This window comes from Vibrio sp. 1731 (genome assembly GCF_033339955.1).
Classification (GTDB): domain Bacteria; phylum Pseudomonadota; class Gammaproteobacteria; order Enterobacterales; family Vibrionaceae; genus Vibrio; species Vibrio alginolyticus.
The window spans coordinates 51,656-63,291 of sequence record NZ_JAWOVO010000005.1 but is presented as its reverse complement, the minus strand read 5'-3'; the positions used below and the strand labels follow the sequence as shown (position 1 = coordinate 63,291).

10 protein-coding genes are annotated in these 11,636 nt (G+C 36.9%); all 10 read left to right on the top strand.

Annotated elements, in window-relative coordinates; translation table 11 throughout:
• The 10 genes from wecC to R7035_RS07565 all read left to right on the top strand — a co-directional run bounded on the left by wecC (window position 1) and on the right by R7035_RS07565 (window position 11,633).
• Entirely contained in the window at window positions 1–1,263 is a 1,263-nt protein-coding gene (wecC, locus tag R7035_RS07610) for a UDP-N-acetyl-D-mannosamine dehydrogenase (protein WP_262602458.1), read from the top strand.
• The gene (gene tviB, locus R7035_RS07605; protein ID WP_262602509.1) at window positions 1,263–2,537 is read left to right on the top strand and encodes a Vi polysaccharide biosynthesis UDP-N-acetylglucosamine C-6 dehydrogenase TviB; all 1,275 of its coding nucleotides are present in this window, start codon (window positions 1,263–1,265) and stop codon (window positions 2,535–2,537) included. Before wecC ends, tviB begins: the two co-directional genes overlap by 1 nt.
• Window positions 2,538–2,629: 92 nt before the next feature.
• Entirely contained in the window at window positions 2,630–3,658 is a 1,029-nt protein-coding gene (locus R7035_RS07600) for an NAD-dependent epimerase/dehydratase family protein (protein WP_262602459.1), read from the top strand.
• Between the two features lie 3 nt (window positions 3,659–3,661).
• Entirely contained in the window at window positions 3,662–5,140 is a 1,479-nt protein-coding gene (locus R7035_RS07595; RefSeq protein WP_262602460.1) for a lipopolysaccharide biosynthesis protein, read from the top strand.
• 22 nt (window positions 5,141–5,162) lie between these two features.
• The gene (locus R7035_RS07590; RefSeq protein ID WP_262602461.1) at window positions 5,163–6,314 is read left to right on the top strand and encodes a glycosyltransferase; all 1,152 of its coding nucleotides are present in this window, start codon (window positions 5,163–5,165) and stop codon (window positions 6,312–6,314) included.
• Window positions 6,315–6,374: 60 nt separating this feature from the next.
• On the top strand, window positions 6,375–7,667 hold the full coding sequence (locus tag R7035_RS07585; protein ID WP_262602462.1) for a hypothetical protein: 1,293 nt from the start codon (window positions 6,375–6,377) through the stop codon (window positions 7,665–7,667).
• Window positions 7,642–8,838 (top strand): glycosyltransferase family 4 protein, encoded by a 1,197-nt coding sequence (locus R7035_RS07580; RefSeq protein ID WP_262602463.1) that lies wholly within the window; start codon window positions 7,642–7,644, stop codon window positions 8,836–8,838. The genes R7035_RS07585 and R7035_RS07580 overlap by 26 nt, the downstream gene beginning before the upstream one ends.
• Complete coding sequence (locus R7035_RS07575; protein ID WP_262602464.1) at window positions 8,831–10,015, top strand: glycosyltransferase; 1,185 nt, start codon at window positions 8,831–8,833, stop codon at window positions 10,013–10,015. Before R7035_RS07580 ends, R7035_RS07575 begins: the two co-directional genes overlap by 8 nt.
• 20 nt (window positions 10,016–10,035) lie before the next feature.
• Window positions 10,036–10,497: an acyltransferase gene (locus R7035_RS07570; protein WP_318146048.1), complete on the top strand. Its 462-nt coding sequence runs from the start codon at window positions 10,036–10,038 to the stop codon at window positions 10,495–10,497.
• Entirely contained in the window at window positions 10,494–11,633 is a 1,140-nt protein-coding gene (locus R7035_RS07565) for a glycosyltransferase family 4 protein (RefSeq protein WP_262602465.1), read from the top strand. The genes R7035_RS07570 and R7035_RS07565 overlap by 4 nt, the downstream gene beginning before the upstream one ends.
• Window positions 11,634–11,636 lie beyond the last annotated feature (3 nt).

Sequence of the window (11,636 nt, the reverse complement as noted above, 5' to 3'; positions counted from 1 at the left end):
ATGTCTTTTGAAACAATCTCAGTAATCGGTCTAGGTTACATCGGCCTTCCTACTGCCGCGATGTTTGCTTCGCGAAAAAAGCAAGTAATAGGTGTAGATATTAATCAACGCGCGGTTGACACAATTAATCGTGGTGAAATCCATATTGTAGAGCCGGACTTGGATATGCTTGTCAGTGCGGCTGTTCAACAAGGTTACCTGAAAGCTGTAACCAAGCCAGAGCCTGCTGATGCTTTTCTAATTGCTGTACCTACTCCTTTCAAACCATGCAAAGAAGGAGATATTCCTGAACCGGACCTAACTTACATTAAAGCTGCTTCGGAAGCAGTTGCTCCCGTCCTCAAAAAAGGTGACTTAGTGATCTTAGAGTCAACCTCACCGGTAGGTGCAACGGAGCAAATGTCTGCTTGGTTAGCAGAGTTAAGACCCGACTTAACGTTTCCGAAAACGCATCTGGAAAATGCGGACGTTAATATTGCTCACTGCCCAGAGCGCGTACTACCTGGTCATGTGGTAACTGAACTTGTACAAAACGATAGGGTAATCGGTGGTATGAGTAAACGCTGTTCTGAACGAGCTGTTGAGCTTTACAAAACGTTTGTTATGGGAGAATGTGTTGTTACTAATGCACGCACAGCCGAAATGGCAAAGCTAACCGAAAACAGTTGTCGTGATGTGCAAATTGCTTTTGCGAACGAGCTATCGATGATTTGTGATGAGCTCGACATTGATGTTTGGGAGTTGATTGCTTTAGCAAATCGCCACCCTCGTATTAATATTTTACAACCAGGGCCTGGAGTTGGTGGGCATTGCATCGCAGTTGACCCTTGGTTTATTGTTTCAAAAACACCAGATTTAGCAAGGCTAATTAAAACAGCGCGTGATGTTAATGACAAAAAGCCAGAATGGGTAATTGATAAAGTCAAAATTGCATTAGCTGACTTCTTACAAGCTAATCCAACAAAAACCGCAAAAAATGTTACTATTGCTTGTTATGGTCTAGCGTTTAAACCAGATATTGATGACTTGCGCGAAAGTCCGGCTCTGGATATTACAAAGGCAATTGCGGATTTTCACACCGGTCAGGTGTTAGCAATTGAACCTAATATTGAAGAAATTAAGCATGAAAATTTTAAATTGGTGACAATTGACGAATCTCTAACAAAGACTGATATCCATGTGATGTTAGTTGACCATAAACAGTTCAAGAAGATTAAATTAACTGATTCTTTTGTTATAGACTCAAAAGGGATTTGGACGTGATGTTAAGACAAGGCAATATAACAGTCGCTATTATTGGTTTGGGCTATGTTGGCTTACCTTTAGCTGTAGAGTTTGGTAAAAAAATGCCAACTATAGGTTTCGATATCAACCAATCTCGTGTAGATGAATTACAAAGCGGTTCTGATTCTACGCTTGAATGTTCAGAAGAGGAGCTTAAAGAATCGGAGTTTCTTACATACACGGCAAATCTTAACGATCTCAAAGAAGCTAATGTCTACATTGTTACGGTACCGACGCCAATTGACGAACATAAACAGCCTGATTTAACCCCATTGATCAAAGCATCAGAAGCTTTGGGCTCGATTGTAAATAAAGGCGATGTACTCATTTATGAGTCTACTGTATACCCAGGTGCAACAGAAGAAACCTGCATTCCAGTGGTGGAGTCTGTATCAGGGCTAACGTTTAATAAAGATTTCTTTGCAGGTTACTCGCCAGAACGTATTAACCCGGGTGATAAAGAACACCGAGTCACGAACATCTTAAAAGTCACAAGTGGCTCGAATGATGAGATTGCCGAATTTGTTGACCAACTTTACAAAACCATTATTACAGCAGGCACTCATAAAGCGTCAAGCATCAAAGTAGCAGAAGCTGCAAAAGTAATAGAGAATACTCAACGCGATGTAAACATTGCATTGATTAACGAACTTTCAATTATCTTCAATAAGCTAAATATCGACACCTTAGAAGTATTAGAAGCTGCTGGGACAAAATGGAACTTCTTACCGTTCCGCCCGGGTTTAGTCGGTGGCCACTGTATCGGTGTTGATCCATATTACCTAACACATAAAGCACAGACTGTTGGTTATCACCCTGAAATGATCCTAGCAGGTCGTCGTCTGAATGATGGCATGGGTAAGTATGTTGTTTCTGAGCTAGTAAAGAAGATGCTCAAACAACGTATCCATGTTGAAGGAGCAAACGTATTAGTGATGGGACTTACTTTTAAAGAAAATTGCCCAGATCTACGTAATACGAAAGTGGTTGATATTGTCGCTGAACTAAAAGAATACAATATCAATGTCGATGTTGTTGATCCTTGGTGTTCAAATGAAGAAGCACAACATGAGTACGGCTTATCGTTGAGTCAGCCAAAACTTAACCATTACGATGCCATAATCATGGCGGTAGGCCACAATGAGTTTAAGGAAATGGGGGCATCAGAAATTCGCGCATTAGGTAAAGAGTCTCACGTACTCTACGACTTGAAATACGTACTGGATAAATCAGACGTAGATATGCGTTTATAGGTTGGTTTACGTGAGGGTAGATGTTTGTTTCTTAGCAGAATGATTATCCCTCCTTATTTCCTTAAGCACTTAATCATTAGTAAAGAGACATCATGACTAAATTCGAACAAATCAAAAGCGAACTTGTTGCCGCTCCCAAAACCTGGTTAGTAACCGGTGTTGCCGGCTTTATTGGCTCCAACCTTTTAGAGACGTTATTAAAACTAAACCAAAAAGTGGTTGGCTTAGATAACTTTGCAACCGGCCATCAGCGTAACCTAGATGAAGTAAAAGGTTTAGTTGATGTGAACCAGTGGGGTAACTTTACCTTCATAGAAGGTGATATTCGCAATTATGAAGCCTGTAAGGATGCTGTAAAAGGGGTTGATTATGTATTGCACCAAGCTGCGTTGGGCAGCGTGCCCCGTTCTATTGCTGACCCTATTACCACTAATGCAGCGAATATCACAGGTTTTCTTAATATTCTCACTGCTGCCAAAGAAGAGCAAGTAGTAAGCTTCACCTATGCAGCGAGCAGCTCGACTTATGGCGACCACCCAGCGCTACCTAAGGTTGAAGAAAACATTGGTAGCCCACTATCGCCTTACGCAGTAACCAAGTACGTAAATGAGCTTTATGCCAGCGTATACGCTCGCACATATGGGTTCAAAACAATTGGCCTGCGATACTTCAACGTATTTGGTCGTAGACAAGATCCAAACGGTGCATATGCGGCAGTAATTCCAAAATGGACGGCAGCAATGATAAAAGGAGAGGATATTTATATTAATGGAGATGGGGAAACTAGTAGAGATTTTTGTTATATAGATAACGTTGTACAAATGAACATATTGGCTGCAACTTCAGGGGAGTGTGCTAAAGATGAAGTGTATAATGTTGCTCTAGGTGATAGAACTACGCTAAATGATCTTTACGCATCTATTAAAAATGCGTTATCTGAAAATGGGATAATACTTGAAGGCGATTTGATATATCGAGACTTCCGTTCTGGTGATGTAAGACATTCTCAAGCTAATATAGGAAAAGCGGAAAATAAACTGAGTTATTCTCCGGAGCATAACATTTCATTAGGAATATCTCTGGCAATGCCTTGGTATATTAAATTTATGGAAAATAAATAGCAAATGGGAAGCAAAAGTTTTGATGATGATATTTCAACGGATACTTTGAAAAGTAAAACTGTATCTGGCGGTATAATAACTTCTATTAGTCAGGCGCTGAAGTTAACACTTCAAATATCATCAAATATAATTTTGGCACGATTATTAACACCTGAAGATTTTGGGCTAGTTGCAATGGTTTCGGTTGTTGCTACTTTTATCATCATGTTTAAAGATCTTGGGTTATCCCAGGCGACAATCCAATCAAAAAGTATAACTCATGCTCAAGTCAGTACCTTATTTTGGGTTAATGTAGTATTTGGATTGGCTTTTATGGTATTGACGATAATTATCTCTCCATTTGTCGCCAGTTTCTACCAACAGCCTGAACTCAGAAATATTACCATTCTATTGGCAATAGGAATATTCGTTGGTGGGTTAACGGTACAGCATCAAGCGATCATGAGACGCAAAATGATGTACAAAGAGATAGCCATCATTGATATACTCTCAATGGTTTCAGGTATCACAGTAGCTATAATTACGGCTTTGTTAGGATTTGGTTATTGGGCTCTTGTATTACTTCAACTAACTCAAGCGCTAGTGCTAATGATTGGAGTTTGGTACTTTTCGAGGTGGTTACCGGGTAAACCGGAAAAGCTGAAAAATATAAACTCAATGTTGGCATTTGGTGGTTATATGTCGATGTATAGTTTTGTTAATTACTTTGCACGTAATCTCGATACTATACTCATCGGATGGAAATGGGGAGCGGTGCCTGTTGGATTGTATTCGCGGGCATATTCGTTACTGCTATTGCCAATAGGTCAGTTAACAGCCCCTTTTTCTAGTATTGCTGTACCTGCATTAAGCCGACTACAAGAATCTCCAAAAGAGTTTAATAATTTTTATCTTAAAATGGTAAGAGTTATAGCTTACTTATCTATGCCGCTCATTATAGTAATGAGCATTTTATCTTATGAAATAGTAATATTCCTACTTGGAGAAGAATGGGAAGAAGCAGCACGCATTTTCCAGTTGTTATCGTTTGCTGCATTTTGGCAACCTATTGCGAGCACTGTTGGCTGGATATATGTGTCCTTAGGTAAAGTCAAGCGGATGATGAAATGGGGATTTATAGGTACTGGCGTAATGGCAACTTTTATGTACTTAGGATTAGAAGGTGGTGCTGAAGGAGTTGCATATTATTACTCTGTAAGTATGTGGGTACTTATAATACCTATTTTCCTGTACGCCTTTCATGGTACGGCATTGACATTAAAAATGTTAGGCAAGAGCATAGCACTGCCTGTAGCAAATGCGATATTAGTAGGTATTTCATTTTATGTCGCAAAGTCAATTTGTATGTATGAGGGAGTATTTACATCAATATTGTGGACTATTATCATTGGTTCTTCTCTGTATGGAACTAGTTTAATAATATTCAAGCCGATTAGAGATGATATCAAAACTGTTTTACAACAGATTAAGCGTAACAGATAAGATAATTTAGAAGAGTGACTCTATGAAAGTACTAGTTATCCCCTCTTGGCATCCTTTGCCCTCAAAACCTCTATGGTGCACATGGATACTTCCGCATATAGAAGCGATTAGAAATGCAGGGCACGATGTATATATACTACAGATTAACATCAACGAAGAAGGTAATTTAGGAAATGAAATAGAAAAGCTCGAAAAAAAGCACCTCTTCTCTGAAATAACAGTTGCCTCTCACAAAAGATATAGAAATGTATTTTTATATCCCTCACTTATGAGAAAGTATTTAGATAGGCTTTATCAAATGTATCAACTAGTGGAGACTGAGTGGGGCCGACCTGATGTTATTCATGCGCACGTTTCGCTGCCAGCTGGATTTGGTGCAGGTAAGTTAGGGAAGAAAATAGGAGTACCGACCGTTGTCACTGAACACTATTCTGGGTTTGAAAGTGATATGCGCTACCCGTGGAGACTAAGAAAGCTGTTAAATGAAATGGTTAAAGATGTTTCTGTATTTTCAGCGGTAAGCCAAGGGTTCGCGGATAGAATCAGAAAGACAGGATTGAATACAGAGATAAAAATCCTAGAAAATCCAATTAACTGTAATTACTTTTCTGGTGAAAGAGTAGAAGAACCTGGAGTGTTGCGGCTAGTCACTATAGCAACGTCAAATCCTATTAAAGGTGTAGATATACTCTTGAAGGCCCTAGAAAGGATAGATACAGAAAAAGTAAACTGGCGTCTTACTATTATAGGTGATTTTGATAAAAGTAAAGGTTATGAGTTGTTTTTCAAAAAACAAGCCTTCAGAGAACGAATCATAATAACTGGCAAGGTACCTAAAAATGAAGTGCGAAAACGGTTTTTAAATTCAGATGTCTATATCGTGTCAAGTCGAAGTGAAACCGCTAATGTATCTATGTTGGAAGCGATGTCATGTGGTGTTCCTGTTATTACAACTAGTTGTGGAGGGCCGGAATCATTACTTACTGATAAAGTTTCGATAGTCGTGAAGAGGGCTCATGAAAAAGAACTACATGAAGCCATAATGAAGCTTCAAGAAAAGAAGTTAAAGTTTGAAGCAACTATAGTAAAGCAGTTTGTTAAGGATAACTACTCAACAGAAGTAATGGCTAATAAGATAAGTAATCTCTATTCAGATATTGTGTCCGAAACATAATGATTTATCGAAAATATTTTTTATTTGAAAGTGAGTTAATTGCAATCAAGAAGGCTGTTTGTGAAGAATATACTTAATATATATAGTGCTTGGTTGTTTCTTGTATTTGTTTCCTTTGGGTATGAATTACCTTTAATAAATTTAAGTAGTGCTGATAGATTAAATCCGCGTTTGTTTGATATTTCACTGATATTAGGTTTATTTGTATGGATGAAAGTGCGTTTCAAGGTAGTATATGATGAGGAAATCTACAAAATATGGTTTTCTTTAGTCGTATGGTTTACATTTTGCGTTCTAGTCACTGCGATACTCTCTGATTTTCCTACAAACATAAATAGTTACATGTTCTACTATTTGTTTGAGTATGTGAAGGGACTGATTTTATTAACCATATTTATGTCAATACCTAGACAATATCTGGATGTAGAAAGAATATTTAAAGCAATACTCCTTGGCGGCATTATTACGTCTGTATATTGTGTTTATGAGATTAACTTTGGAACTTCAGAAATTGTTCTATCAGACGCTTTAACTATAATTAAGCCGGAAGGCTATGTTTGGGGGCCATTTGTAGGCTCTTACTTTCAGATAGCAATGTACTTACCTTTGACATTTATTGTTGCGGTAGGCTTATATTGTAAGACTAGAAAAATTATATACTTACTAGCGTCACTTTTTCTTGCTTGGCCAACACTTTACACTGGTTCTAGAACACATTTGTTTATGCTTCTCTTTACGGCGGCGGTCTTCTTTTACTTCACTTATAGAAGTGCCGGAAAAAGAGTTTTTGCTTTATGCACGATTTTAATATTGGCTCCTGTATTAATGCTCTTGAAACCATCAGTAAGTGCGGATAAATTTGAGACAATTTCTAGAATGGAAAGTTTAGAGAATACTTCTGAGCACTCTATAATTGGAAGACTGTTGCTGTTTGAATCTTTTGACGTGAGCGAATATGATAATGGTGACTTAATGCCGTTTATTGGCGGAGGTTTTTATGTTGCTCCAGTAAATGGTGGATTCAGAATATCTTACGGATTTCATAATATATACGTGTTTGCTTTTGAACAATCAGGACTTGTAGGCTTATTATTGTTCATTTTATTGATTTATGTTTTTTTGAAAAAGAACTTGAGATATTTAAATTACGGGGAAAATGATAGTAATTATCATCTGATATTGGCTGTGTTTGCCTATATGGTAGCCAGTTTTATTATTGGTATGTCAGGGCATAGCTTCTGGAGAGGATTTTCCACCTCTAATTTAAACACTTTACGTCTACTAATCATGGCTGTTAGTTGTATTTACATTACTGAGTATATAAAAAATGTCAAAAAAGATACTATTGGTTAACGATCATAACCACTTTAGTGGTGGTGGCGATGCAGTGCTGAAACTAGAAAAGACAGCTTTAGAGAATAAAGGCTATCAGGTATATACATACTCATTTACAGATACAGCTAGAAAAAGTGACGAAAGTGACTTCTTTTATATTGAAAGTGAGTCATTACTTAAAAATAAATTACGCAAGTTCGTTTCTTACCGAGAAGTGGAGCGTAGTTTTAAATCTTGTTTAGATGAGATTAAACCGGATTTGGTACACGTCCATTTAGTTTCCAAGTATCCGGCTTCGATTTATTCTCAGTTATTAAATTATAAAACGATTCAAACTCTTCATGGCCCTAATCTTTTTTGTGCTACCTCCTGGGGAGGGCTCAAAGATAGTGCTCCGTGCGAACTTGGAATTAGCATGAAGTGCTTTATACGAGGGTGTACAAATTTTACTACAACTTTACTCTATAAGAATTTGTATGATAACTATATTTCAAATCTTAAGGGTAATGTTAACCTGTTCCACGCTCCTTCTAGGCAATTATATTCTTCAATTAAGAGGTTAGGGCTTGATAGTTCGGTATATCTTCCATTAGGAATTGACAGGATATTTCATGAGGAAGTAGAAAAAACTGAAAATGAATGTCCTACGTTACTTTATGTTGGTGCTGTTGCGGAACAAAAAGGGATTAAGACCTTAATAAAGGCTATGCCAGAAATAGTTGAGCAGCATCCATCTGTAATATTAAAAATTGCTGGTAAAGGTGAGCTAACTTCATGGGTAGAAAAGGAGATAGAAATTCATGCATTACAGAAGAATGTAATGCTATTAGGTTTTGTAAACAGGGATACGGTTAGAAAACTATACATTGAAGCTGACTTGTTTGTACTACCTAGTGTTTGGCATGAACAATTTGGGTTAGTTGGCCCGGAAGCTCTAGCATGTAAAACGCCTTGTATTGGGAGTAATATCGGCGGGATCCCCGAATGGCTGCATCATAATCAGTGGGGGTATTTAGTACCGCCAAATCAGAAGAACGATTTGGCTAGCTCAATTATTGAACTTATCAATGACCCAAATAAAAGACGAATTTTCGGTGAGCGAGGTAGGGACTTTGTTCTAAGTGAGTATAGCTCATATCGATATGAAGAAAGTATAATAAAAATAATTGAGGATATGCTCGATGAATAAAGTTTTATATAATATTAGTGGGAGAAGCTTTTATAGAAATCAACTGGGAAGAAAAATATCTGAGGTTATTTCATGTTGGGATAAACTGTCGATCGAATTAGATGTTTATTGTGGTGGTGATTTAAACAATAGTTCTGATATTAAATCAACAGAGTATGGCGCTTCAAAAATTCATAACAGTAAGGTAAGGAAAATTAAATACCTTCTTCCCTTAGTGCGTAGTCTATCTGAATTTAAAGATATAGTACATGATGTTAAGACCTATTTTTTCCTGAAGAAAAAGATCAGTAAATCAAACTATGATTTGATCTGGGAGCGATCGTCTAGGTTACATTTTGCTAGTTTACTTTTGGCTAAAAAGTATAGGATACCATTTGTTCTCGAATGGAAAGATCATCTGGTAGATTATAATTTTTCTCTTTTTGTATTATTCGCAAAATGGGTGGAATATTATAAGGTGAAAAAAGCTGACTATATCGTGGTTGAATCTTATGTTCTGAAAGAAGAACTCGAAAACAAGTTTGCTATATCAGGAAAGGTCTTAGTAGCATACAACGCTGTTAATACTGACGAATTTAAGCAAATTAATAAGCATAGAGAATCAATTAGAAGTCAATTTCACATATCTTCTGAGCAAACGTTAGTGTGCTATATAGGTAGCTTTGCTTTTTATCACGATACAATTAGGCTTGTGTTGGCTGCGTATGACTTATATCAACGTGGCGTAGATAACGTTAAATTCCTTTTAGTCGGCAACGGTAAAGAATATTTAGAGTGTTTGGAAAAAGCAAAGGAACTAGATATAAAGGATAGAACGTTGTTTTTTATGGATCCAGTTCCAATGAATAATGTTCCACATATACTTTCGGGTGCTGATATCACCGTTCTGCCTGGTTCTACAGATATAATATGTCCAATTAAGGTATTTGAGTATATGTCCTCAGAAACAGTAGCTATTATTCCAGATTATAAATGTAACTCGGATGTTATTAGGGATGGTGTTTCAGGTGCATTGTTTAAACCTTTTGATGAGATAGATCTAGCGAACACCATCCTTACTTACGCTGATGACAAAGAACTTGCAAACAAGATTAGAAAATGTGCAAGGAAGGAAGTGATCGAAAATTATTCTTGGGATAGTACTTGGGGCAAAGTGCTATCAGATATATTAGGTTGAACATAAACTGAGTATTGCAGATGATTTCAAAGTTAAATGGCTTTTATAGACGCCTGATTCTTATATTTTGGCACATCAGATTACACAGAATAGGAAAGAATGTTGTTATTGATAGAGGTGTTATAATACATGGACCGAATAATATCTCTATTGGGAGTCATTCAGTATTAAACCAGGGCGTTATCATACAATCCTGTCAAGCAGCAAAAGTTTATATTGGTGACAATGTTACAGTCTCTTATCGAGTTCAATTGATTACCGGTGGCTTAGACTTAGAGCTATTCCCCTGCAAAAAACAGCATTATTCCAAAGATATTATTGTAGAAAATAATGTATGGATTGGTGCTGGAGCGATAATCTTACCAGGAGTTAGAATAAAAACTGGCTCAATTGTTGCGGCTGGTAGTGTCGTTGCAAAAGATGTTGATGAGAATGTTATTGTTGGTGGTGTGCCTGCTAAAGTTATTAGGATGTTAAAGTGAAACTTGCAATAAATGCATTGAGTGCCCTTAGAGGTGGCGGCCAGACATATTTAAAAAATCTTCTCAAAGAGTATGGTTCAAGTGACTTTAATCACCATATCATCCTTTTCGTAGGAAAAAAAAATAAAACTGTATTTGAATCTTTTGAGAGTGACAAAGTGAGTGTTGTTGTTTCTAATTTTGCATCTCGAAATATTATATTTAGAACATTATGGGAGGTGTTTTATATCCCAGTGTATCTGAGAAGAAAAGAAATTGATTCATATTATGCTCCAGGTGGGCTTATGCTAACTAAGTCAATTTCTCATTGTAAAATGTATACGGCATTGCGAAATATGTTGCCATTTGATAAAAATGAAAGGAAAAGGTTTCCATTTTTATCATATGTTAGGTTTAAACTTTTTACGCTAAAATGGCTATATTTTATATCATATAAACTTTCAGATGGTGTAGTGTTTATATCTCATTACTCTAGAAATGTTGTGGCAGAACAACTGCCTTCAGTGCTGGAAAAGTCAACTCTAATTTATCATGGTATAAATCCTCTTTTTAAAGAAAGGTCAAATGAAGAACTGACTGCTCCAAATGTTCAGGAGTATAAATACTACTTGTACGTATCAATATTGGATGTATATAAGGCACAGAAAGAAATTGTCAATTACTGGATTAATCTTCATAAAGATAAATTAGTCACAGAACCACTTGTCTTAGTTGGTCCAGTATATAATAATTATGGACGTGATTTGATTGGATATATTGAGTCTGTGTGCAAAAATAATGAAGTTATATATTTGGGGCAAGTTGAATATGATAAATTGCCCAAGTTTTATCAATCTGCCAAAGCATTGATATTTGGCTCGTCTTGTGAGTGTTGCCCTAATATCCTTTTAGAAAAGTTAGCTTCTAAGAGACCAGTTATATGTTCAAATATTCAGCCCATGCCAGAATTTGCGGGACACTCAGCGCTACTCTTCGACCCGTATAATGAAGATAGCTTTAGGGAGGCTGTTTGTAAGCTAGAATCCCAAGACTTATTTAAACAGTTGTCATTATTGTCAGAGAAGCGTGCCAATGATTTCTGTTGGAAGCAAACAGCTACCGATACATTCTCATACTTATTTAGAACCAAGGTGTAATAC

Coding starts and splice junctions, on each gene's coding strand:
- wecC (WP_262602458.1), top strand. CDS start 1: ATGTCTTTTGAAACAATCTCAGTAATCGGTCTAGGTTACATCGGCCTT.
- tviB (WP_262602509.1), top strand. CDS start 1,263: ATGTTAAGACAAGGCAATATAACAGTCGCTATTATTGGTTTGGGCTAT.
- R7035_RS07600 (WP_262602459.1), top strand. CDS start 2,630: ATGACTAAATTCGAACAAATCAAAAGCGAACTTGTTGCCGCTCCCAAA.
- R7035_RS07595 (WP_262602460.1), top strand. CDS start 3,662: ATGGGAAGCAAAAGTTTTGATGATGATATTTCAACGGATACTTTGAAA.
- R7035_RS07590 (WP_262602461.1), top strand. CDS start 5,163: ATGAAAGTACTAGTTATCCCCTCTTGGCATCCTTTGCCCTCAAAACCT.
- R7035_RS07580 (WP_262602463.1), top strand. CDS start 7,642: ATGTCAAAAAAGATACTATTGGTTAACGATCATAACCACTTTAGTGGT.
- R7035_RS07575 (WP_262602464.1), top strand. CDS start 8,831: ATGAATAAAGTTTTATATAATATTAGTGGGAGAAGCTTTTATAGAAAT.
- R7035_RS07570 (WP_318146048.1), top strand. CDS start 10,036: ATGATTTCAAAGTTAAATGGCTTTTATAGACGCCTGATTCTTATATTT.